This is a genomic window from uncultured Winogradskyella sp., from assembly GCF_947498005.1.
In the GTDB taxonomy this organism is placed as follows: domain Bacteria; phylum Bacteroidota; class Bacteroidia; order Flavobacteriales; family Flavobacteriaceae; genus Winogradskyella.
Window position 1 is genome coordinate 424762 of sequence record NZ_CANMIW010000003.1, and the last position, 25644, is coordinate 450405.

A 25644-nucleotide genomic window follows, 5' to 3' on the forward strand; every position below is an offset into this window, starting at 1 on the left:
AATTCAGTTTGAAGATAGACATTATAAAAAAGTATAACGACGTAAGAACCGCAACCATAGATTTTTGCAGCCATTTGCAAATAGAAGATTTTTCTATACAAGTGGTTCAATTTGCAAGTCCTGCAAAATGGCATTTAGCACATACAACATGGTTTTTTGAGACTTTTATCCTTAAAAATTATGTGAAAGATTATAAAGAGTTTGATGCCGATTTCAACTTTCTCTTTAACAGCTATTATAACAGTTTTGGAGATAGAATTTTGCAAACCAATAGAGGCAACATGTCGCGTCCTAGTATAGATAATGTCTTTGCATATAGAAGATATGTAGATGCTAAAATGCAAGATTTTTTAGAACGTATTACAGACGAAGAGGTAATCGATTTAGTAATTCTTGGTTTAAATCACGAACAGCAACATCAAGAACTGTTAATTACTGACGTGAAATATATGCTTGGTCATAATCCTATCTTCCCTGAGTATCACAAAGATTTCAATTTAATTAAAGACCAAAATACCATTACAAATACAGTTAAAATTCAGTCTGGTATATATCAAATTGGTCATCAAGCAGACGGTTTTTGTTATGATAATGAATTAGGAGTACATAAAGTATATGTTGACGATTTTGAAGTGAATAATCACTTGGTTACTAATGGTGACTATCTAGAATTTATGGAATCTGGAGCATATTCTGATTTTAATCTTTGGTTAGATGAAGGTTGGTCGTGGGTAAATAAAAATGATATAAAAGCGCCAATGTATTGGCATCAAGTAGATGGTGAATGGCACAATTATACGCTTGCAGGATTACAAAAAGTAGATAACGATGCTATTTTAAGTCATATTAATTTTTTTGAAGCTAATGCCTTTGCTGCTTGGAAAGGTATGCGCTTGCCAACCGAATTTGAATGGGAAATTGCATCTAAAGAACTCAATTGGGGAGAACGATGGGAATGGACAAATAGTGCCTATCTGCCCTACCCTAACTTTGAAACAGCAAATGGTGCTGTAGGCGAATATAATGGCAAATTTATGAGTAATAAAATGGTACTTCGTGGCGCTTCTGTTGCTACTTCAAAAAACCATAGTAGAGCAACTTATCGTAATTTTTTTAACCCAACAGAAAGATGGCAATTTACTGGAATTAGACTAGCAAAATAGATGATAGATACAACAAAGACTAAAACTAAAAATCAGAATAACCAAAATATAGAAATGATAGAAACATTTAAAAAGGATGTGAAACAAGGGCTAGAATCAAATCCCAAAACTTTATCTTCTAAATATTTCTATAATAAAATTGGTGATGCTCTTTTTGTAGAGATTATGAATCTTCCAGAATACTATTTAACGCGAAGTGAGCTCGATATTTTTCAGAATAAAACACAAGATTTAATAGATGCTTTTCAAATAAAGACAGATTCACATTTTGATTTAATTGAGCTTGGCGCAGGAGATGGCCTAAAAACAAAAGAACTTTTAAAGGCTTTAGACCAGCAGAATTATACATTCGATTATTTACCTATTGATATTTCTTCAAATGCATTACAATTACTAGAAAAAGACCTTTCTAATACCTTACCTAACGTTTCTGTAAAAAAACAGCAAGGCGATTATTTTGAAATATTAGCGTCTTTAAAAAACACTAGTAAACCTAAAGTTATTTTGTTTCTCGGTTCTAACATAGGAAACATGACTGATGAAAAGGCTGCAAAATTCATCTATAATTTAGGCGTAAATTTAAAACCAAGAGATAAACTTCTTTTAGGTGTAGATTTAATAAAATCGGAAGCTATTGTTCTTCCTGCATACAATGACGGTAAAGGGGTTACAGAAAAATTTAATCTTAATTTATTGCAAAGAATTAATGACGAATTAAGCGCGAATTTTAATCTAGAAACCTTTAAACATCAACCAGAATATAACGAAGCGGAAGGCATTGCAAAAAGCTATATAGTAAGTACAGAACAACAAACGGTAACTATAAATGCACTAGAAACTTCTTACACTTTTGAAGCAGGTGAAAAAATTCACACTGAAATTTCTAGAAAATATAACGATGCTTTAATCAAAAAAATAATAGCAAATACCGATTTCACTTTAGAAACTAAAATTCTAGATAGTAAAGCCTATTTTGCAGATTATATATTGACAAGACACTAAAATGCCAACAAACAAATTAGCCGTATTAGGATTAGGAAGTCGTTCTACTTTATATTATTTAAGTGAATTAAATCGTTTATATAATGAAGCAAAAGGCGATTATAGTACATGTCCCTTTATATTGCTAAATGCAGATTTTAATGCCATTAATTCGTTGTTACCATATACATCAAACGAGTTGGATAAGGCTGTGGAACAATACACAACTGAAATAGAAAATCTCAATGCTGAACATCTGCTCATTCCAAATATTACATTACATGAAACTATTGATAGATTAAATATCAGTAAAAATGTGCTTCATCCGATTTCATTAAGTATTAAAAAGATTAAAGACAACAAATGGGATAAAGTGATTTTATTCGGTTCGTTTTTTAGTATGAATGCTTCATATATTAATGATCAATTAAACAGTAATGGCATTCAAATTAGTCTTCCAAAAGAAGAAGATATGCGTTTTATTGATGACGTTAGAAAACATATTTATAGTGAAACAGAAACGCCTGAGATGATCGAAAAATATCACTTACTAATTAATACCTATTCTAAAAAACATCCTGTAATTCTATCTTGTACAGAATTATCTATTTTAAAACCTAAAGGGAATAAAAACCTTTTAGATATGGCAGATGTACAAATAAAGCAAGCGATAAAGTACATTTTAAAATAAAGCAGATATTTACCATTTTTAGTCCTAAATTCATCTTTCTTGTCATTATAATAATCCTAAACTTTGTATGGCAAAACGAAAGTATATTTCTGAAAATTAAATTATGAAAATAGCAGTCACATCAGCAAGTGGAAAATTAGGAGCTTCTATTGTTAAACATCTTGTTAAACTAATTGGAAGTGGAAATGTAATCGCTATTGCTCGTACGACTGAAAAAGCAAAGCATCTTAATGTTGAAGTTAGAAAAGGAGATTATAATAATCGTGAAGATTTTAATACAGCCTTAAAAGGGATTGATGCGGTTTTATTGGTATCTGGAATGGATACACCTGAAAAACGGATTATTCAACATAGAAACGTTATCGAAGCAGCAAAACAAAATGGCGTAAAAAAAATAGTTTATACAAGTATTGTTGGCGCAGAAGAAAACAATGCCTTTAGTCCTATAGTGCAAACCAACAGGCAAACAGAAAGAGATGTTCAAAATTCTGGATTAGATTGGGTTATTGGTAGAAATGGCATTTATATAGAGCCCGATTTAGAATACATTGACACTTATGTTAAAGACGGAGAAATAAGAAATTGTGCTGCAGACGGAAAATGCACCTATACGAGTCGTGAAGAATTAGGTTATGCCTATGCAAAAATGCTTACCGAAGACAAACACAATCAACAAACTTATAACTTAGTAGATAACGGAATCACACAAACCGAACTAGCAGACAATATCAACCAAGTTTTTAATACCAATTTAAGTTTTAATAATGTATCTGTAGAAGATTACAAAACAGAACGAATTGCTGAATTAGGTGATTTTATGGGAACTATTATTGCAGGAATTTACGAAGGGATTAAAGAAGGTGCAAACGATGTATCTTCAGATTTTGAAAAAGCAACAGGTAGACCGCATTCATCAGTATTGACGATGATGAATAGCTATAAGACAACAACTTAAAAGCAAATCATTACAGATATGGTGTTTACATTTTGATTATTTTAAACTTAATTTTATTATTAAAGATCTATGGAGTATCTTTCAAAAAGATATACTTAAAATGCTTAAATAGTTTAATTATTTATGAAAAATGAAGACCAAATATTAAAATTAGAGAAAGATAAAATAATTGAAAGACAACTTAGGTTTCAGCAATTATTAATTAGTATTTCTACTACTTATATTAATTCGGACTTGTCAGATATTGATGATTTAATTCATAAATCATTGAAACAAATTGGTGAGTTTGTGGAATCAGATCGCAGTTATATTTTTTCTTATGACTTTGTAAATAATACGACCTCAAACACCTATGAATGGTGTAGTAATGGTATAGAAGCAGAAATTGATAATTTACAAAATATCCCAATAGATTACATAACACATTGGTTAGAAGCGCATAAAAAAGGTAAAGCTTTTTATGTAGAAGATGTGAGTTTATTACCAGAAGATGGCGAATTTGGTTTACGTGCTATATTAGAACCGCAAGGTATAAAAAGCTTAATTGCGATACCAAAAATCAAAAACAATGAATTAATTGGATTTGTGGGCTTTGATTCGGTTAAAAAAATCAATAAATACAATGACAACGAGCAAGACATTCTTTTTGTTTATGCAAATATGCTAGTTAACGTCATTCAAAGAAAAGAACAAGAAGAAAAGATAAAAGCACAAGAAGAGAAAAAGGAACAATTACTGAAAGATTTATCACTTCAAAATGAACAATTAAATGAATACGCACATGTAGTATCTCACGATTTAAAAGCACCATTGATAAACATTCATACATTGGTAGGTTGGTTTATGGATGATAATAAATCTAAAATTGATGAAAAGGACTTTTATCCTTTAAACCAAGTTATTTTTAATGTAGAAAAAATGGATAATTTAATTAGAGGTATTTTAGACTATTCTACTATTAATAAACTAGATGCACAAGATGCCCTAATAGATTTTAATATCATTGTAGATGAAGTATTACAAACCATGCTAATACCAGAAACTACAAAAATTACAATACAAGAAAACTTACCAAGTTTAACTGGTAATGCGTGGCGTTTTAAACAAGTATTTCAAAACCTCATACAAAATGCAATTAAGTACACTGACAAGGAAAATGGCACTATCGATGTTGGTTATCTTGACAAAGGAGATATTTATGAATTTTATGTAAAAGACAATGGTATAGGAATTAATAGTAATTACTTCGATAAAATATTTAAAGTCTTTACAAAATTAGAGAGCACTGGGTCTTCATCTGGAATTGGTTTATCAATTGTTAAAAAGATTGTCAATTTTTACAATGGAACCATATGGTTAGAAAGTGAAGAAGGTAAAGGTACAACGTTCTATTTTACGTTTTCAAAAGAATAAAACATACATTATATTCTAAGATTTAGTCTCTTACATTTTAGCTTTTATAACATTGTATAAAGTTATATTTCATTATTTTAAATAAAAAAAGGTTATCAACAAATGATAACCTTTTACTAATAAATTAGTAGAACTACTTTAAGCTCGCTACTAATTTTTCTGCAACTAACTCAGAAGATGCTGGGTTTTGTCCAGTAATTAAATTACCATCTTGAATAGCGTAAGCTGCCCAATCTTCTTCTTTAGAGTAAATTCCACCATTTTCATTTAACATATCTTCAACTAAAAATGGAACAACCTTCGTTAAGCCAACAGCATCTTCTTCTGTATTTGTAAAACCAGTAACTTTTTTACCTTTAACTAATGGTTCTCCATCTATTCCTTTAACATCTTTTAATGCAGCAGGAGCATGACATACAAATGCAACAGGCTTCTCTTGTACATTAAATTTTTCGATTAAGGCAATTGACGTTTCATCGTTTGCTAAATCCCATAATGGTCCATGACCTCCAGGATAAAATACGGCATCAAAATCGTCTGCATTCATATCTGCTAACTTATGTGTGTTTGCAATTAATGCTTTAGTTTCTTCGTCTTTATTGAAACGCTCAGTATCTTCTGTTGCAGCATCTGGCGAATCACTACTTGGATCAATTGGAGCAGCACCACCATTTGGCGTTGCAATTGTAATTTTAGCACCTTTATCTAATAATGTGTAATATGGATTTGCGAACTCTTCAACCCAAAATCCTGTTTTTTTTCCTGTATCTCCTAGTTTATCATGAGATGTTAATACAAATAATATGTTCATTTCTTTTTCTTTTTTTAATTCTGTTCTATTTTTTAAAACAGTTTCAGTAGGGACAATGTTTGTTTTGTCTTTACAGCTAGATGCTGCAATAAGTATTAGCATCACTGCTATTGAACTTCCTAGTTTCATTTTTTTTAAATTTTTTATACTATTAATAGTGTCAGTTTGAGCATAGCTAAAAACCTTAGAAATTTTGCCATTATAGCATTTTAACTACACTCAAATCAGACTATTAAATTTAGTAAGCCATTTTGACTATTTTCTCTACCTTTTCTGGAGATAAGCTTTGGTGTTCACCTAACTTCGTCCACCCACGTTTTGTAAAACGTTCAGAAATTTCTTCTGCTGTTCCTTCATAATCTTTAGTGTAATCTGATAACTTTGTATCAATACCTAATTCATGGAAAAAATCGACTGTTTTTTCAATAGCAGCATAGGCTTTATCGTCTGTGCTACTTTCAGTTATATTCCAAACACGTTCAGCATATTGTGCTAGTTTTTCTTTTTTAGATTCAAAATTAAACTTGTAGTGACTTGGTGCAATTACTGCTAACGTACGTGCGTGATCAATACCAAATAAAGCAGTTAATTCGTGACCAATAGCATGTACTGCCCAATCCGTTGGTACACCTTTTTGGATTAATCCATTTAGAGCCATTGTACAACTCCACATAAAGTTTGAAGCTGCTTTATAATCTGTTGGGTCTTTTAAAACTGTTGGTGCTACTTCTATTAAGGTTTGTAAAATACTTTCTGCAAAACGGTCTTGTAATAATGCACCAATAGGATACGTCATGTATTGTTCTAAAACGTGTGTAAAGGCATCGGTTAAACCGTTTGCTAATTGACGTTCTGGAATAGATGTAATCACTTGAGGGTCTAGAATAGAAAACTCAGGAAATAAACCTGGTCCACCCATGGCTAGTTTTTCTTTAGTTTCTTTTCTTGTGATAACTGCTCCAGAATTCATTTCAGATCCTGTTGCTGGTAAGGTTAATACAGTTCCAAAAGGCATTCCTTTTTCGGTTCTAATATTTTTAGTTAAAATATCCCAAGGTGTATCACCATCATAAACTGCTGCTGCAGATAAAAATTTAGTTCCATCAATTACAGATCCACCACCAACTGCTAGTAAATAGGTAATGTTTTCCTCTTTTATAACTTTTAAAGCATCCATTAAAGTTGCGTATTCTGGATTTGCAGGAATACCTCCAAACTCAGTGACATCAAGGTCTGCTAAAGCGGTTTTTACTTGGTCGTAAATTCCGTTATTCTTAATACTTCCTCCACCATAAAGTAATAATACTTTAGCATCTGCAGGAATTTCTTGGTTTACTTTTTCTATAGTATCCTTTCCAAAAATAATTTTGGTTGGGTTTTTAAAATCAAAATTGTTCATCTTCTTTTTCTTTTTTGGTTATTATATTTTCACAATCATTTTTCCTTTGTTTTTACCTTCAAATAAATCGATAAAAGCTTGAGGAATATTATCGAAACCATCAATGATAGTCTCGGTATAGGTTAATTTTTCTTCGGCTAACCAACCTGCTAATTTTTGTATCGCTTCTGGGAATTTTTCAGCATAATTACTGACTATAAAACCTTGCATTAACGCACTGTTTTTTACTAAAAATGGTTGAACACTTAAACTAGTAGGTAATTCAGTTTCATTATAAACCGAAATGGCACCACAAATTATAATTCTTGCAAACTGATTTATACTGAATAAAACCGCATCCGAAATAGGTCCACCAACATTATCAAAATACACATCGACACCATTTGGTGCAGCTTCTGCAATTGCAGCTTTCATATTTTTAGTGGTGTTGTAATTGATACCTTCATCAAAACCGAATTTACTTTTTAGCATCTCGATTTTTTCATCTGTACCAGCAATACCAATAACGCGTAACCCTAGTATTTTTGCTATTTGTCCAACAACACTACCAACTGCTCCTGCAGCTCCTGAGACAAATATAGTTTCACCTTTTTTAGGTTTTCCTATTTCGGTTAATCCTAAATAAGCTGTTAGACCTGTCATACCTAAAACACCTAAATAAGTACTTAAAGGTGCTTTTTCTGGATCTACTTTATTTAAGACTTCACCATTAGACACTTGTTGAGTAGACCAGTTTAGCATACCAGAAACGTAATCTCCAACTTGGAATTTTTCGTTTTTAGATTCTAAAACTTTAGCCACGACACCAGAGTGTACAGGTTCGTTTAATTTAAAAGGCGGAACGTAAGATTTTGCGTCACTCATTCTTCCTCTTAAATAAGGATCTACAGAAACATAAACGGCTTCTAATAGAATCTCACTATCGGAGATTGTTAGTGTTTTATCTTCTTCAACAAATTCGAAATTTGAAAGTGTAGGTTTTCCTTTGGGTCTATTATTTAATACTATTGTTTTAGTCATAATTTTTCTTTTTTAATCGATAGTTGTTACTAAATCTTTCATTGGTTTTCTAACCTTTACGAGTCCAGACAACCAATCCTCATCTTCATTTCTGTAACCCAATGGTAATAAAACGGTACTTCTTAACCCTTTAGCACGTAAACCTAGTATTTGGTCTACCGCTTCCGCATCAAAACCTTCCATTGGTGTAGCATCTACACTTTCGTAAGCTGCTGCAATTAAAGCGTGACCAAGTGCTATATAAGCTTGTTTGGCTGCGTGATTAAAATTCTCTTCTGCATCTTTTTGAGGATACGAGTTTAATAATTGTTGACGGTAATTTTCCCAGCCTTCGCTTTTGAAACCACGTATTTCATTAGTTAGGTCGAACATATAATTAATACGTTCTTCTGTATAAGTATCCCAAGCTGCAAAAACGAGTAGGTGAGAGCTTTCTGTAATCACAGACTGGTTCCAACCCACTTCTCTAATTTTTTCTTTTAATTCTTTATTCTTAACTACTGTAATTTCAAACGGTTGCAAACCGCTTGAGGTTGCTGCTAAACGAGCTGCTTCTAAAATTCGTTCTACTTTTTCTTCTGGCACAACATTACCATTCATTGATTTTGTTGCATATCTCCAGTTTAATTTATCTAATAATTCCATGTAATTTTTAATTGTTTGTTGTAATTCTTTTAATATCCTCCGAAGTAATAACAACATCAGAATAACTTGTGCTATTTGCTAGATTTATCATAGCTTCAGCCATATTTTTAGGATCTGTGATTTTATATTTCTTTAATTTTCCTAAGAATAAAGGCTGAATAACTTTAAAGATAGCTTTTCCAATATCTTCTAAAGTGCGACTTTCTTTGCGGTCTCCACCAATTAATGATGGTTGAAAAATGAACGTTCTCTTTAAATCTAGTTTTAAAATATCACGTTCCATTTCGCCTTTTGTTTTATTGTAAAACACATTACTATTCGCATCTGCACCTAAAGCTGAAATGACTAAAAAAGATTCAATACCATTGGCTTTAGCTAATTTCGCTGCTGAAACAGGAATACCGTGGTCTATTCTTTTAAATAATACTTTATCTGGTGTTTTTGCTTTGGTTGTACCTATACAACAGAACACTTGGTTACCTGTAAAATCACTTTTAAATTGCTCGATTTCTAATAAATCTCCAATAAACTGTTTGACTTTACTTGGTAACCCTTCAATTTTAGAACGTGAAAACAACTTGATGCTTTCATAGCGATCGTTATTAATCAGTTGGTCTAATAATAAACCACCTGTTAATCCTGATGCACCTAAAATAATTGCTGTCTTCTTCATTTATTTACAAACTTTTATACTGCTCCAAGCAGATTCATAAGCTTCTTCTAAGTGAATTCTATCTAATTGAAATACACCGCGTCTTTGCATAATCATTAAAAACGATAATGGATTTATAGCATAAGCGTACAGTAAATAATCCGATAAAGGTTTTATTATACCTTCTTGCCTGCCACGTTCCCAGAGATCTAGTAACGGTTGTAAATGTTTTATTCCTTCCCTTCTACTCTGTTCATCAATCATTGGTGTGTTATCACATTGTGCTAAAAACAGAGCATTTTTGGATTCCTTTAGTTTAAAGTCGGCTATACGATTCCATATCAATTTAAAACCTTCTTCAACTGGCATTGCGTGATTATAAGTACTAAAAGCAAAATTGGTATATTCTGCTTTTACATCAATATATGTTTGATTAACCAAATCTTGTTTGTTTTCAAAATACAAGTAAATAGTAGCAGGAGACACGTTAGCCATTTTAGCTATTTTGCTCATAGGTGTTGCGTGAAATCCATTGTTATTTACCAACTCAATTGTGGCTTTTACAAGGGCGTTACGTTTATCTATACTTTTTTGAAGTTTTGCCATTTTCTTAAATTCATTGATAAAAATAATCAAAAAATGAACGTTCATTCTTTTTTTTAACAAAGGTTTAATATCCTCTTTTATTTCAAAAAAGAAATTCTTAAATATCATAACAGAATTATACTTGATTGAAAAAGCAACTGAAAGCTATAACCTTGTTAACGTAGAATAAATAAAATAACTAAGGCAGCAGTAATAATATTAAGTTATGAGCTACCTACTATAGTTTACACATAATGTTAATGGATAAAAATTGACACTAAAATGATAGTAAAGAATTTATATCTCTCCCATTACCTATTTTTGATACTACCAATGAAGTCATAATATTAGTACCAAAAAACTTAAAACAATTCTTAAGAAGGTAATTTTCAAACCTTTTAAAATATATTTTTGAATTTATTTTAAATCGTAAGAATTTAAAAACAATTCTTCAATTTCAATATCCACATCTTTTAAAAATTGAATTGACGCTTGAATATCATCATGTAACACTTCATCTACTTTTATAAAAGGCACCACTTTTCTGTATTGCTCTAAAAAGGACTCTAATAAAGGAGAGGTTTTAAGTGGTCTTCTAAATTCTATAGCTTGCGACGCATTCATTAATTCTATGGCAATAACACGTTCTACATTTTTCACTAACGTGTAAGCTTGCGTAGCTGCGTTTGCGCCCATACTTACATGATCTTCTTGGCCATTACTAGACACAATACTATCTACACTTGCTGGAGTAGCCAATTGTTTATTTGCACTTACAATACTAGCTGCTGTGTATTGCGGAATCATAAATCCTGAATTTAATCCTGGATTATCCACTAAAAAAGCAGGTAATCCTCTTAAACCTGAAACGAGTTGAAACACACGTCTTTCTGAGATATTTCCTATTTCTGCCATCGCAATTTTTAGGTAATCTAAAGCTAATGCTAGCGGTTGACCATGGAAATTTCCACCAGAAATAATTAAATCTTCTTCGTGAAAAATGTTAGGATTGTCAGTAACCGAATTGATTTCTGTTAATACTACTTTTTCTACAAAATCTAACGTATCCTTTGTTGCACCATGCACTTGTGGAATACAACGAAACGAATAAGGATCTTGTACATGTTCTTTTTCACGAGCAATAAGCTCACTTCCTTTTAAAAATTCATTAAAACGTCTGGCTACTTTTCGTTGTCCAGGATGAGGACGAACGGCATGCACTAAATCATGAAATGGATCTAAACGACCATCAAAAGCATCTAAAGAAATACTAGCTATTATATCTGCTAAATACGATGTTTTATGAGACATTAATAATAAATATACACCATAGGCACTCATAAATTGTGTGCCATTTAGTAGTGCTAAGCCTTCTTTGGCTTCGAGGGTTATAGGCTCCCAATTGAATTCTTCTAATAATTGAGCGGCTTCATATTCTTTATTTTTATGTACCACTTTTCCTTTTCCTAATAAAGGCAAAGCTAAATGCGCCAAAGGTGCTAAATCTCCAGAAGCACCTAATGATCCTTGTGTAAATACAAATGGAAATATATCGTTATTAAAAAATTCTATTAAGCGTTCTACGGTTGCTAATTGTACTCCACTATGTCCATAACTTAAGGACTGTATTTTTAATAGTAACATCACTTTAACTACAGATTCTGGTACACGTTCTCCAGTTCCACAAGCATGAGACATAACTAAGTTTTCTTGTAATTGACTTAAGTCTTCATCAGAAATTTTCACATTATATAGAGAACCAAAACCTGTGTTAATCCCATACATTGGCTTTTTATTACTCGCCAATTTATGATCTAAATATGATTTACATTTTTGAATGTTATTTATAGACTCCTCAGAAAGTTTTAGCTTTTTATTTTTGTAAAAAATATTGTAAATGGTTACAATATCTAAAGCGTCTGAAGAGATAGTATGATAGTTATTCATTATTTAAAATTATTTAGTACTCAAAATTGAGAATAATTTTACAGTTTACAAGGTTTTGTTAATAATTCATTGGTACTTTTTATTTAACGATTAATGCTTATTTTTGCGTTTGAATAAAAATTTTAAAAATGAAAAGATTATTATTACTAGTTACTGCCGTAACATTAGTAGCATGTAAAGGTGAACCTAAAGATTACGTTACACTTTCTGGAAAAATTGAAAATCCAGATGAAAGTAAAACGCTTAAAATTTTTAAAGGTAAGAGCTACGAAAAACTGATTACATTAAATGATGATGGTTCTTTTTCAGATACATTGAAAGTTGTAGCAGGTGATTACAATCTTCAGCATGGTAAAGAATATGGAACTATTTATTTAGAGAATGATAATTCTTCTTCTTTTGAAACAGATTATGAATCTTTTATTGATTCTATGGTTTTTAAAGGTGATGGCGCTGATACAAATAACTTTTCTTTAAAATCCTACACTATGGGTAAGGATTATTTTACTGAAGACCTTGTTTCTAAAGGTAGTAAAGAAGATGTTGAAAAAGCGTTAGAAGATTACCAATCTGCTTATCAAGATTTAAAACAGAAATATCCTGCTGTGGATTCTACCCATTTGGCATTAATGGATAAGAACGTAGATCGCACAGTAAAGCAGATAGATCAGTTTGTGAGTTCTAAATTTGCCATTATTGGTGCATTACCTAAAGGATCTATATCTCCAACTTTTGAAAATTATGAAAACTATGCTGGTGGCACAATGTCACTTTCAGATTTAAAAGGTAAATACGTTTATATTGATATTTGGGCTACTTGGTGTCCTCCTTGTATTAGAGAAATTCCATCTCTTAAGAAGATTGAAAAGCAATATCATGGTAAAAACATTGCGTTTGTAAGTATCTCTGTAGATAATGGTCGTGGTTACAAAAATGATGCAGCTGCTGCATATCAAGGTTGGAAAAAAATGATTGTAGATAAAGAATTAAGCGGAATTCAGTTGTATGCAGATAATGGTTTCCGATCTGATTTCATCAAAAACTATAAAATTAATGGAATTCCTCGATTTATCTTAATTGACCCAAATGGTAATATTGTAAGTGCTGATGCACCAAGACCATCAAGCCCGAGCTTAATAGAATTATTTAACGAATTAGAAATTTAAATTATTCATAATAGAAGCATTAAAAAGCCAAACATTTTAACTGTTTGGCTTTTTTTTATGATTATTGTTTTGGTTTTTCGTCTGGCTGTTCTTCTTGTGGCGGCTCTGGTTTTTTAAATAAATCAATATATGCTTTACTCACACCTTCAATGATATGGCTCGCAATTAAACTTTGATAACCATAGTCTTCGAGTTGAAGATCTGCTGCTTTGCCATGTAGATAAACCGCAAAAATAGTTGCAGATAACTGCTCATAGCCTTGTGCAACTAAACCACATATTATTCCGGTTAAAACATCGCCACTTCCTGCTGTGGCCATACCAGGATTTCCTGTTGTATTTATGTAAAATTTATCTTGAAAAACGGTTATAGTATTTGCACCTTTTATAACTACAATCAGATTATATTTTTTAGAGAATGCTTTTACCTTTTTTAATTTATCAAAATCATCTGACCATTTACCAATTAAACGCTCTAACTCTTTAGGATGTGGTGTGAGGATGGTAAATTCTGGTAGTAATTTTAATAACGCTTTCTTTTTAGATAAAATATTAAGACCATCTGCATCTACAACTAATGGGCTTTTATTTTCTTTTAAGAAAGCTTCAAAAGCTTTTATTGTTCTCCCAGAAGTACCTAGCCCTACTCCTACTCCAATAACTGTTGGATCTAAATCAAAACTGATATTAGAAATATGAGTTTCATCACTATCTGTAATGACCATTATTTCTGGTATTGCAGATTGTAAACTATGGTAACCACATTTTGGAGTATATGCTGTAACTAAACCTGCTCCAGAACCTAAAGCTGCTCTGCTCGCTAAATTTACAGCTCCGATTTTGCCATAACTTCCTCCTAAAATCATGACATGTCCAAATTCTCCTTTGTGAGAAAACTTTTGTCTTGGCTTATAAAGTGGTAATACTTCATGTTTTGAAATAAGCTCTACTTCTGTGTCTGTTTTTATTAAATAATCGCGATCAATACCAATATCTAAAGCTTCCCATTGTACTGTGTATTTTGCTGTTTCTGGTAAAAAGAACACTAATTTAGGCGATTGAAAACTTAAGGTGTAATTGGCATTAACAACATCCTTTTCATCTTCTACTCTTTTGTCTGTAAATAATCCTGAAGGTATATCAATTGATAACGTAAACGCTTTAGAAATTCTAAATTGCTCAAAAAGGGCTTTTACCCAATCGTTTGGCGGACGATTTATACCAATCCCAAAAACAGCATCTACTATTATATCTTCCTCCTTTATAACTATTTCAGAAAAATCATTTTCACAACTCAACATTTTAGGCCAATCCTTCGTAACATTTTTTATACGATCGTAGTTAATTAAAAAATCTTTAGATCGTTTATCACTACAATTGACAATATAAGTGACCACATTATAGCCATGAGTTACTAAATGCCTTGCTAACACTAAACCATCGCCTCCATTATTACCTATTCCACAGAACACGTGGATTGGTACTTGAGCGCCTTGCATACGCATGTGAATCCAGTTAAAAATCTGAATTCCCGCGCGTTCCATTAAATCTGTTGATGTTATTTTTTGACGTTCTGTAGTTAGTTTATCGCCTTCATAAATTTGTTCTTTAGAAAATAATTTCATTTTACTAGTTATAATTTTAAAGTGATTACCTGTAACATTATAAATAAACTCATTTTGAGAATTTATTTCAACATAGTGATTGTTACATGTGAATTGTTTAACACAAGTTGTAAAATGCTAGCAATAATTCAATTTAATTGCAAAGACTAGCCCTTTTTTACAAATTCCTTAAAAAGGAATAATTAGTTTTTTTATTACTGTAAAAATAATACTTTTGACATGTAATGACGAAAAAAATAAACATATCAGAAAATACAATCTCACATACATTCGGTATGTCTATTTCTATGTTTTTTATTTCAACTATTATTACCCTTTGGGGTAATTTATAATATGCTTTCCGTCCCTTTTTGTCTATACAGACATTTTATTCTCTTAAATTATATAAAATATGAAAGTCCTTAAATTTGGTGGAACATCAGTAGGTTCAGCCGAAAACATAAATAAAGTTATAAATATATTAGATCAACAATCTAAAAACACAAATATTGCTGTTGTAGTCTCTGCCGTTGGTGGTATCACAGACAAACTTTTAGAAGCTGCAAATTTAGCTTGTGCTAAAAACGAAGATTACAAACTGAAATACGATGTCATCTGGTCTATACATAATAAAGTGATTGACGGCTTATTTGAAAATTCAAATCAGAACAATGAGTTAAAGGTAAATCAAGATAAATTACGTGAAATAGTTTCTGATAAATTAAACGAATTAAAAAGTCTACTTAATGGTATATACCTCATTAACGAGTTGTCACCTCAGACAAAAGATAAATTATTAAGTTTTGGCGAAGCATTGTCTTCTACAATAATTTATCATACGCTTAAGTCTAGACAATTAGATGCTACTCTAAAAAACTCACAAGAAGTAATTATTACAGATTCTAACTTTAATAATGCTATTGTAAATTTTGAAGTTACCAATTCTAATATTCAAGAGTTTTTTAAATCTAACTCTAATGCTATAGTATTGTTTCCTGGTTTTGTTTCAAAATCTACACATGGCGAAATTACTACTTTAGGTCGTGGTGGATCCGATTATACAGCTGCTATTATTGCTGCTGCTATGGATGCTGACGAATTACAAATCTGGACAGACGTTAGTGGTATGTACACTACAAACCCTAAACTGGTAAAACAGGCTTCTCCTATTGTTGAATTATCTTATCAAGAAGCTGTGGAGCTATCACATTTCGGTGCAAAAGTTTTATATCCTCCTACAGTAATGCCAGTGCTTAAGAAGGAAATTCCTATTGTAATTAAAAACACAATGGAACCAGAAGCTATTGGTACAACAATTACTAAAAACACCGTTAATGCAGATAATTCGCCTGTAAAAGGAATTAGTAATATTGAAAACATTGCTTTACTAACCTTACAAGGTAATGGTATGGTTGGTGTTCCTGGATTTAGTAAACGTCTTTTTGAAACGCTTGCTCAAGAGAAAATCAATATCATATTAATAACACAATCATCTTCAGAGCATTCTATATGTTTCGGAATTTCGGCAAATGATGCACAACGCGCAAAAGAGGTTATTGATACGGTTTTTGAATACGAAATTGCATTACAGAAAATAGACCCAATTGTTGTTGAAATGGATTTATCTATTATTGCGGTAATTGGCGATAAAATGAAAAGTCATCAAGGAATTAGCGGCAAAATGTTTAGTACGCTTGGCAAGAACAACGTAAATATTAGAGCGATTGCGCAAGGTGCGTCTGAACGTAATATTTCTGCTATAATTCATAAAAATGATGTGAAAAAGGCTTTAAATAGTTTACACGAACAGTTTTTTGAAATAAAAACGAAACAAATTAATTTATTTATTACTGGTGTTGGTAATGTTGGCGAACGACTTATTGAACAAATAAAACAACAAAAAGCCTACGTTAAAGAAAACTTTAAAATCAATCTAAGAGTTGCAGGTTTATCTAACTCTCGAAAAATGGTTGTGAATGATGAAGGAATTAATCTTAAAAACTGGAAAGAGCAATTAGACGCTGGGGAAACAGCGAGTTTAGACGGATTCTTTCAACATGCAAAATCCTTAAATTTAAGAAACTCTGTTTTTGTAGATATTACTGCAAACGAAGCGGTTTCTAACATTTATGGCGAATATCTAAAACAAAGTATTTCTGTTGTCGCTTGTAATAAAATTGCATGTTCTGGTAATATTGAATATTATAATGAGTTAAAAACATTATCGCGTAAATACAATGCTTCATTCTTATTTGAAACCAATGTTGGTGCAGGTTTACCGGTTATTGACACATTAAGTCATTTAATAACTTCTGGAGATAAAATCAATACAATTCAAGCTGTTTTATCTGGTAGTTTAAACTTTATATTCAATAACTTTAATGCTGAAACTACATTCTATGATGTCGTAAAACAAGCACAAGAAGAAGGTTATACAGAACCTGACCCAAGAATTGATTTGAGCGGAATTGATGTAGCACGTAAAGTTTTAATTTTAGCTAGAGAAAGCGGACACGCTATTGAGCTTTCCGATTTAGAGAGTGATAATTTCTTAACTGATGGTGCAATGAATGCATCTTCTGTTGATGATTTCTTTGAAACCCTGAAAACTGATGAAGCTTATTATCAAAGTTTATTCAAATCTGCTGAAGACAATAATTGTCAACTCAAATTTGTAGCCGAGTTTAACGACGGAAAAGCAAAAGTAGGTTTAAAAGAAATACCTGAAGGTCATCCTTTTTTCAACTTAAAAGGAAAAGATAATATTGTAATGTTCTACACTCAGCGTTACCCAGAACAACCCATGATTATTAAAGGTGCTGGTGCTGGTGCAGATGTTACGGCTTCTGGTTTGTTTGCAGATATTATAAGAATTGCTAATAATTAATGATTACCGCTTTTGCGGAAAATAAACATGAAAAACGAAATCAAAATATTTTCGCCTGCTACAGTCGCTAACGTCGCTTGTGGATTTGATGTACTTGGCTTTTGTTTAGATACCATAGGAGATGAAATGGTTATTAGAAAAACAGAAGAAAAAGGAATTAAAATCACGAAGATTGAAGGCTACGACCTTCCGTTTGAAGCAGAAAAGAATGTTGCTGGTGTTTCGGCATTAGCAATGTACGATGCGTTACAGCCAGATTGCGGATTCGAAATTGAAATTTATAAAAAGATAAAACCAGGTAGTGGAATTGGCAGTAGTTCAGCAAGTGCTGCAGGTAGTGTTTTTGGTATGAATGAATTACTAGGAAAACCATTAACCAATACTGAGCTTACAAATTTCGCCATGAAAGGCGAAGCCTTAGCTAGTAAATGTGAGCATGCAGATAATTTAGCGCCTGCAATTTTTGGAGGATTTACATTAGTAAAAAGTGCTTGTCCATTAAAGGTATTAGAATTACCAACACCTTCTGATTTATTTGCAACATTAATTCATCCACAGATTGAAATTAAAACATCAGAATCTAGAGCCATATTGCCAAAAGAAATTCCTTTAGAAAATGCCATTACTCAATGGGCAAATGTTGGAAGTTTGGTACATGGCTTACACACTTCAGATTACGATTTAATAAAAGAATCATTAAATGATGTGGTTATAGAACCTTATAGAAAACAATTGATTCCGCATTTTGATGACGTAAAATCTGCTGCATTAGAAGCAGGAGCTTTAGGTTGTGCAATTTCTGGCTCTGGTCCTTCAATTTTTATGCTTAGTAAAAGTGAAGCTACCGCCAAAACGGTAGAACAAGCCATTCGAAAGGTCTACTCAAATACAGATATCAAATTTGAAACTTATGTTTCTAAAATTAATACCGAAGGAATTAGAATTTTGTAGAAATTACAGAAGACTGATGACTGAAGACTGAAGACTGAAGACTGAGTTAAATAATTACCAAATTCTGTCGAAAAAAATAATATAATACAATGAACTATTACTCTTTAAATAAAAAAGCACCCATTACAACTTTTGCAGATGCTGTAGTCCGTGGACTTGCACCAGATAAAGGTTTATATTTTCCTGAATCAATTACGCCTTTAGACCCTTCATTTTTTGAAACTATTGAAGACAAATCTAATACAGAAATTGCATTTGAAGCGATTAAACAATTTATACTTCCTGAAATTCCAGAAGATGTACTAAAAACGATTGTTGAGGAAACTTTAAATTTCGATTTTCCTGTTGTTGAGATTAATGAAAATATTTCAACCTTAGAATTGTTTCATGGTCCTACAATGGCTTTTAAAGATGTTGGCGCTCGTTTTATGGCGAGATGTTTAGGCTATTTCAACAAAACTAACACTAACGATGTTACGGTATTAGTAGCAACTTCTGGAGATACAGGAGGCGCTGTTGCTAATGGTTTTCTTGGTGTAAAAGGTGTTAATGTAGTTATCCTTTATCCAAGTGGTAAAGTAAGCGACATACAAGAAAAGCAATTAACAACTCTAGGACAAAATATTACAGCCTTAGAAGTAGATGGTGTTTTTGATGACTGCCAAGACATGGTAAAACGTGCCTTTATGGATAAAGAATTAACAAGTAAAATGCAACTAACATCTGCAAATTCAATAAATATTGCGCGTTGGTTACCACAGTTGTTTTACTTTATGTTTACCTATAAACAATTAAAATCTAAGCATAAAGAGATTGCATTTTCTGTACCAAGCGGAAACTTTGGAAATATCTGTGCTGGTATGGTTGCGCAAAAATTAGGTTTACCTATTAAACACTTTATTGCATCTAATAATGCAAATGATACGGTTGTAAATTATATGATTTCTCAAACTTACAACCCAAAACCATCCGTACAAACCATTAGTAATGCTATGGATGTTGGTAATCCTAGTAATTTTATCAGAATACAAGAATTACACAATAATGACTTTGATACGCTAAAGGCAAACCTATCTTCTTATAGTTTTACAGACCAAGCGACCAAAGAAGCTTTACTAGAAATCTATAAAGACTATAATTATATTGCTGATCCACATGGCGCTGTTGGTTATTTAGGTGCAAAAAAATACCTAGAAAATAATGATGCACATGTGGTGTTTTTAGAAACAGCACACCCAACAAAATTCTTAGATGTAGTTGAAGAGGTTATTGAAGAATCAGTGCCTTTACCACCACAAATTGAAGCAGTAATGGATAAAGAAAAAGTAGCTATTAAAGCGAGTTCTTATGAAGATTTAAAAGCATTTTTACTTAATAAATAATTTATTTTTAATAAATTGGATGAATAACATCATTTGCAGCTAAGCGTTCAATTATTTTATGAAGATAACTATAATAATATTTTTCTGTTCTGTATTTCAATTTGCTTTCTGTCAAAAAAAAATTGTTTATGCTAATGACAGCTTAACGATAATCACAAAATCTGAGTATGATAACGTTGAAGAAACCAGTTATTTAAGAAAATTAAAATTTCAAACAGATTCACTTTTAATATATGTTAATACATTAAGATTTCGTAAAGGAAAAATATCAACAAGTCTTTTAGATTCTATAAGGACTAAATTTTCATTACCAGAAGAGGTTGACTACGATGACAAAAAATTATTGATTATACATTATCTTCCTAAGAATGATCAATGTTCTACTCTGGACTATAGAATAATGTTTAAGAATGATTATACAAAATATCAACGTAAATCAAAAAAATTAAATATTGGAAATCACATTTTTGTGAATCAGCTAAATGCTGAAATTCGAGGTTTTGGCTCAGAAATTCAATGGATTCAAGATCCTGACATGATTATTGAAAATACATTCTTTATAGCTCCTTATCCTTGTGGAGGATTTGTTATAATTGACTATAAAGGTAATTACTTTACACATCGATTTGAATATCATCCAACATATGTTTTTAAAATAATAAAAGAAAACTTTAAAGATTATTTATTAATACAAAATGAAGTTATCTCAACAGAAGATTAACAAATAATGCCAAAAAACCTTTACACCATCTACGTTATAGAACTTTCTAAACGTGTGTTTACAGAAAATACGAAGTTTAGAAAAGCAAATCCGCAGTTTAACGGTGTTTTAGAATGTTTATATGTTGGCATGACGAGTAAAACGCCTAAAGAACGATTTCTTCAGCATAAAACAGGACATAGAAATAAGAAAGGCTATAAAATTTCTTCTAATATTGTTGAAAAATATGGTACATATTTACGTCCTAGCTTATTCAATCATATTGATCCTTTTTTTACTAGAGCTGAAGCATTAAAAGCAGAAGGGCAAATAACTTTAGAATTAAAACGCGAAGGCTACGCTGTTTGGTCTAATTAATGTACAACAAACTTCTTTAAAGTTTCTTCGTATATCTTTTCATACATAGGTACGATATTTCGAAGATCGAATTTTTCAGATTGAATTTTCGCATTAATTTTAAACTTATTCAAAGTATCATCGTCAGATAAGATTTTAATTGCATTTTCTGACATGTCGTTTACCGCATTAACATCACTTAAATATCCCGAAAAACCATCTTCATTTACTTCTGGCAAACCTCCCGTATTCGTAGAAATTACAGGTACTCCATTAGACATTGCTTCCAGCGCAGCTAAACCAAAGCTTTCGGTTTTTGATGGTAATAGAAATAAATCACTGAAACATAAAATTCTGTCAATTTCATTACTATTTCCTAAGAAAACAACACGATCTGTAATTCCAAATTCTTCAACCAAGCGTTCTGCGGATTCTTTTTCTGGACCTTCTCCAACCAACATTAATTTTGCTGGTAATTCCTTTTGAATATTATAGAAAATCTTAATAACATCTGGAATTTGTTTCACTTCCCTTAAGTTACTGATATGAGTGACAATACGCTCATTATCGTTAGCCATCATACCACGCTGACAATCTGTAAAATTATGTTCTAGTTTCTCAATATCAATAAAATTAGGAACAACGTGAATTTCCTCTTTAATATCAAATAAACGTAACGTATCTCTCTTTAAACTCTCCGAAACAGAAGTTACCGCATCTGATTTATTAATACTAAATGTTACAGCTGGCTTATAAAACGGATGACTACCAACTAATGTAATATCTGTTCCATGCAACGTTGTTACAATAGGAACAATAATTCCTTCGTCTTCTAACATTTGTTGTGCCATAAATGCTGCATAAGCATGCGGAATGGCATAATGAACATGCAATAACTCAATGCCATATAATTTAACCATATCTACTAATTTGCTCGATAAAGCTAATTCATATGGTTGGTAATGAAATAATGGATATTCTGGAACGTGCACTTCATGAAAATGTACATTGTTACTCAATAATTCTAGTCTAACGGGTTGGCTGTAGGTAATAAAATGAATTTCATGACCTCGCTTAGAAAGCTCAATACCTAATTCTGTAGCCACAACTCCACTTCCTCCAAATGTTGGGTAACACACTACGCCTATTTTCATGTAATATTTTTGGTTTTAAGTAATAAATTAAAAGTTGAAATGCTAATTATTTATCTGTAGTCGAAATAATATATAAGTCCTTTCTCACTCAATTTTTCAATTATCTAAAGTTACCATTTTACCGAGCTTAAGATTTAACTTTAATAACTTTTTAACGTTCGTAATTTGACGTTAATCAATAATGGCTTCATAAATTAAACGTTGAATTTCTGTTCTAATATTCTCTCGTAATAATAAATTTTTACCTGCTTGCGGATACGTTCTATTGGCTAAAAAGATATAAACAATTTCTTCTTCAGGATCTGCCCAAGCGTAAGTTCCTGTAAATCCTGAATGCCCAAAACTTGTCATAGATAAACAACCACAAGTTGGACCTTCTTCGCCTAACTGAGGCTTATCAAAACCGATACCTCGTCTATTATTGTTACCACAATAATAACAGTAATTAAACTTATCTACGGTTTCGTTTTTGAAGTAGCGCTTTCCGCCATAAAATCCTTTTTGCAAATACATTTGCATAATCTTTGCTACATCATTAGCGTTGCTAAAAACTCCTGCATGTCCTCCTACTCCATTTTGCATAGCTGCTCCCATATCATGAACATAACCATGTACCTTTTTGTAACGATAATAATTATCTATTTCAGTTGGTACAATATCTTTTAAACTAAACTTTTTTCGTGGATTATAGGTGGTACGATTTGCACCTAAAGATTTATAAAAACGATCTTGAGTAATTTCGCTAAGTGGTTTATCATAAAAACCTTCTAAATAATCCTTTAGAATATAGTAAGGTAAATCACTGTACCTGTATCGTAAAGATGAAAGTAATTCACTTTCTCTAATTATTTTCTGTATAGAATCTTGATAGTCATTACGCATAAAAAGTGTGTTAGTGACTTCTACATTGTATTCACTACTTCTAGTTTTTCTATAATATTTAGGATCAGGCTTTTTAGTAACAGTATCTAAAGTAGCGTAATAGAAGGGAATCCAAGGTTTCAGTTGCGCGTAATGCGATAACATTTTCTTTAAGGTTACATTCTTTTTGTTTGTATTTCGATATTCTGGAATTAACTTGCTCAATCTATCATCTAAAGAAATTGAACCTCTTTCTTCTAACTCCATTAAAACTGGTAAGGTTGCTAATATCTTGGTTAACGACGCTACATCATAGATGTCATCACTATCTACTTTATTTTTTTTAGAATAGGTATGATAACCAAAGTTTTTGTTATAAACCACCTTACCTTTTCGCGCTACTATTAATTGAATACCAGGCGTCATTTTTCCGTTTACAGCATGGTTGGCTACTGAATCTATTCGGCTTAATAGCTGAGAATCCATACCAACACGCTCTGGTAAACCGTAAGTTAAACTCATTAAAGAGTTATAAGTTTCTCCGGTACCTACTGGAAAAAATTCTCCTGTGCTTACAGGTAATTTTCCTTTTGCTGGTAATGCACCAAAAATTAATTGCGCTGATTTTTGTTGCGCAATTTTACTATTTTGATAACTCATTACTATGCCTTCAATATTTTCTACAGACAATAAATCATTTAAGGCATAAGGTCTTGCGAACACGTCTAGTATTACTGTATTTGTTCTAGCGATTTCATACAACCATGCCATTTCTTTTTGAGAAAACTTAAATCCTTTCCACGGATTAGCATTAGATTTATGAAACCCAACAACAACAGTATTATAATTTTGAAGTTTATTTATTATCTCATTTAGTTGATCCGCTTTGATTTCATGTACTTTAGTGTACTTTTTTAATTCGTCTAAAAACACAGAACCATTATCATCACCTAAAGTTACATAGGCCACTTTCTTAGTTTCTAAGTCTCTAATTGGTAATAATTCATCTGAATTCTTAACAACTGTAATGGCATTTTCCATGAGTTCTTCATAGAGCGCATCGTCCTTTATTCTGTTTAAATCATTTTTTAAATTATAAATTCCTACTGGCGAATAATTATTAAGTCCAACTTTGTACTTCGCCATTAATATTTTCTTAACTGAATGTGACAATCGTTCTTCAGTTATGGTTCCATTGTTAAATGCCTCTACTAGCTTAGCAATACCTTTTGCAGGATTTTCAGACATTAGCATAACGTCGTTACCTGCTAAAAAAGCCATTAAATCAATTTCTCCACCTTTTACTATACTTCTAGCTCTTGTGCCATCTACGCCTTTTTCTACATAATCAGCCGCACCTTTCATGGTTAAAGCATCAGTAAAAATTAAACCTTTAAAACCTAATTGCTTTTTTAAAATATCTGTAACAATATGTTTAGATAATGATGAAGGAAATCCTCTCCTTTTTTCTAAACTTGGTACATTTAAATGTGCAACCATAACACTTGCCAAACCTTGTTTTATAAGCTTTTTGTATGGATATAATTCTATAGAATCTATACGTTGTGCACTAAAATTAATCGTTGGTAATTTTAAATGAGAATCATCTTCAGTATCACCATGACCAGGAAAATGTTTAGCATTAGCCAATGTGCCAGCACTTTGCATACCTTTCATAAAAGCTAATCCTTTTTCTGTTACATTATCTCTGTCCTCACCAAAGGAACGGTTTCCAATAATTGGATTATTAGGGTTTGTGTTAATATCTACTGCTGGCGCAAAATTAAAATGTACACCAAGTCGTTTACAATGTTCTCCTATTTGTCTTCCGGTTTGTTCTACTAATTTATTATCCGTAATTGCACCGAGTGTCATATTCCAAGGAAAGGCATACGTAGAATCTAAACGCATACTTAAACCCCATTCTGCATCCATACCAACTAACAATGGAATATCTGAAGCGGCTTGTAACTCATTATTTAATTTTGCTTGACGTACTGGTCCTCCATTAGAATAAATTAACCCACCAATATGATGGTTCTTAATTAAACTAGCAATGCCATTTTCATGTGTTTTACCTTTGTCTGAAAACACTTGCACCATAAAAAGTTGTCCAACTCGTTCTTCTAAAGACATGGAATTGTACAGACTATCTACCCATCTTTTTTGTTGGACAGCATCCTTTGTTTGAAGCGGATTGTTAAAAAGATCTTGTGCAAAATTAATTTGAAAACACAAGCACATAAGAAAAAGGGCAAAGTAACGCATTGGCAATCTTTTTTCGTTTATTATTTAGATAACGAATATTGTGCCAAATTAGC

21 protein-coding genes are annotated in these 25644 nt (G+C 31.7%); 11 read left to right on the plus strand and 10 right to left on the minus strand.

The window, feature by feature from the left end; translation table 11 throughout:
- Positions 1 to 8 precede the first annotated feature (8 nt).
- The 5 genes from egtB to Q0891_RS07725 all read left to right on the plus strand — a co-directional run bounded on the left by egtB (position 9) and on the right by Q0891_RS07725 (position 5203).
- Complete coding sequence (egtB, locus tag Q0891_RS07705; protein ID WP_367179562.1) at positions 9 to 1163, plus strand: ergothioneine biosynthesis protein EgtB; 1155 nt, start codon at positions 9 to 11, stop codon at positions 1161 to 1163.
- Positions 1164 to 2165 (plus strand): L-histidine N(alpha)-methyltransferase, encoded by a 1002-nt coding sequence (locus tag Q0891_RS07710; RefSeq protein ID WP_299100413.1) that lies wholly within the window; start codon positions 1164 to 1166, stop codon positions 2163 to 2165.
- A 1-nt stretch (position 2166) separates the two neighbouring features.
- A complete protein-coding gene (locus Q0891_RS07715; RefSeq protein ID WP_299100415.1) occupies positions 2167 to 2835 on the plus strand; it encodes a hypothetical protein in 669 nt (222 codons plus the stop codon).
- 103 nt (positions 2836 to 2938) lie between these two features.
- Positions 2939 to 3790, plus strand: a complete 852-nt coding sequence (locus tag Q0891_RS07720; protein ID WP_299100416.1) for an SDR family oxidoreductase — start codon at positions 2939 to 2941, stop codon at positions 3788 to 3790.
- A gap of 123 nt (positions 3791 to 3913) precedes the next feature.
- Entirely contained in the window at positions 3914 to 5203 is a 1290-nt protein-coding gene (locus tag Q0891_RS07725) for an ATP-binding protein (RefSeq protein ID WP_299100417.1), read from the plus strand.
- Positions 5204 to 5336: 133 nt separating this feature from the next.
- Here the strand turns inward: Q0891_RS07725 and Q0891_RS07730 are convergent, their stop codons facing one another.
- The 7 genes from Q0891_RS07730 to hutH form a co-directional block, all read right to left on the minus strand.
- Positions 5337 to 6143 carry a type 1 glutamine amidotransferase domain-containing protein gene (locus Q0891_RS07730; RefSeq protein WP_299100418.1) on the minus strand — a complete coding sequence of 269 codons (807 nt, stop codon included), beginning with the start codon at positions 6141 to 6143 and terminating at the stop codon, positions 5337 to 5339.
- Positions 6144 to 6252: 109 nt separating this feature from the next.
- Positions 6253 to 7413, minus strand: a complete 1161-nt coding sequence (locus Q0891_RS07735; protein WP_299100419.1) for an iron-containing alcohol dehydrogenase — start codon at positions 7411 to 7413, stop codon at positions 6253 to 6255.
- A gap of 21 nt (positions 7414 to 7434) precedes the next feature.
- Positions 7435 to 8433 (minus strand): NADP-dependent oxidoreductase, encoded by a 999-nt coding sequence (locus Q0891_RS07740; protein ID WP_299100420.1) that lies wholly within the window; start codon positions 8431 to 8433, stop codon positions 7435 to 7437.
- A gap of 12 nt (positions 8434 to 8445) precedes the next feature.
- Positions 8446 to 9078 carry an NAD(P)H-dependent oxidoreductase gene (locus tag Q0891_RS07745; RefSeq protein WP_299100421.1) on the minus strand — a complete coding sequence of 211 codons (633 nt, stop codon included), beginning with the start codon at positions 9076 to 9078 and terminating at the stop codon, positions 8446 to 8448.
- Between the two features lie 7 nt (positions 9079 to 9085).
- Positions 9086 to 9751, minus strand: a complete 666-nt coding sequence (locus tag Q0891_RS07750; RefSeq protein WP_299100422.1) for an NAD(P)H-binding protein — start codon at positions 9749 to 9751, stop codon at positions 9086 to 9088.
- Positions 9752 to 10336, minus strand: a complete 585-nt coding sequence (locus Q0891_RS07755) for a TetR/AcrR family transcriptional regulator (RefSeq protein ID WP_299100423.1) — start codon at positions 10334 to 10336, stop codon at positions 9752 to 9754.
- Between the two features lie 396 nt (positions 10337 to 10732).
- Complete coding sequence (hutH, locus tag Q0891_RS07760) at positions 10733 to 12262, minus strand: histidine ammonia-lyase (RefSeq protein ID WP_299100424.1); 1530 nt, start codon at positions 12260 to 12262, stop codon at positions 10733 to 10735.
- Positions 12263 to 12390: 128 nt separating this feature from the next.
- Between hutH and Q0891_RS07765 the strand changes: the two genes are divergently transcribed.
- Entirely contained in the window at positions 12391 to 13428 is a 1038-nt protein-coding gene (locus Q0891_RS07765) for a TlpA disulfide reductase family protein (RefSeq protein WP_299100426.1), read from the plus strand.
- 61 nt (positions 13429 to 13489) lie between these two features.
- Here Q0891_RS07765 and Q0891_RS07770 read toward each other — a convergent pair whose 3' ends face one another.
- Positions 13490 to 15052: an NAD(P)H-hydrate dehydratase gene (locus Q0891_RS07770; RefSeq protein WP_299100427.1), complete on the minus strand. Its 1563-nt coding sequence runs from the start codon at positions 15050 to 15052 to the stop codon at positions 13490 to 13492.
- Between the two features lie 391 nt (positions 15053 to 15443).
- Here Q0891_RS07770 and thrA point away from each other — a divergent pair, with 391 nt between their 5' ends.
- From thrA to Q0891_RS07795, 5 genes are all read left to right on the plus strand, one after another.
- On the plus strand, positions 15444 to 17918 hold the full coding sequence (gene thrA, locus Q0891_RS07775; RefSeq protein WP_299100428.1) for a bifunctional aspartate kinase/homoserine dehydrogenase I: 2475 nt from the start codon (positions 15444 to 15446) through the stop codon (positions 17916 to 17918).
- A 27-nt stretch (positions 17919 to 17945) separates the two neighbouring features.
- The gene (locus tag Q0891_RS07780) at positions 17946 to 18869 is read left to right on the plus strand and encodes a homoserine kinase (RefSeq protein ID WP_299100430.1); all 924 of its coding nucleotides are present in this window, start codon (positions 17946 to 17948) and stop codon (positions 18867 to 18869) included.
- Positions 18870 to 18958: 89 nt separating this feature from the next.
- Positions 18959 to 20251, plus strand: coding sequence for a threonine synthase (gene thrC, locus Q0891_RS07785; RefSeq protein WP_299100432.1), 1293 nt, complete (start codon positions 18959 to 18961; stop codon positions 20249 to 20251).
- 58 nt (positions 20252 to 20309) lie between these two features.
- Complete coding sequence (locus Q0891_RS07790; protein ID WP_299100433.1) at positions 20310 to 20972, plus strand: hypothetical protein; 663 nt, start codon at positions 20310 to 20312, stop codon at positions 20970 to 20972.
- A gap of 6 nt (positions 20973 to 20978) precedes the next feature.
- Positions 20979 to 21329 (plus strand): ribose-5-phosphate isomerase, encoded by a 351-nt coding sequence (locus Q0891_RS07795; RefSeq protein WP_299100434.1) that lies wholly within the window; start codon positions 20979 to 20981, stop codon positions 21327 to 21329.
- Here the strand turns inward: Q0891_RS07795 and bshA are convergent.
- Both bshA and Q0891_RS07805 read right to left on the minus strand, forming a co-directional pair.
- The gene (bshA, locus tag Q0891_RS07800) at positions 21326 to 22462 is read right to left on the minus strand and encodes an N-acetyl-alpha-D-glucosaminyl L-malate synthase BshA (RefSeq protein ID WP_299100435.1); all 1137 of its coding nucleotides are present in this window, start codon (positions 22460 to 22462) and stop codon (positions 21326 to 21328) included. The two genes, Q0891_RS07795 and bshA, sit on opposite strands and share 4 nt — an antisense overlap.
- Positions 22463 to 22633: 171 nt before the next feature.
- Entirely contained in the window at positions 22634 to 25591 is a 2958-nt protein-coding gene (locus Q0891_RS07805) for a glycoside hydrolase family 3 N-terminal domain-containing protein (protein WP_299100436.1), read from the minus strand.
- Between the last annotated feature and the right edge of the window lie 53 nt (positions 25592 to 25644).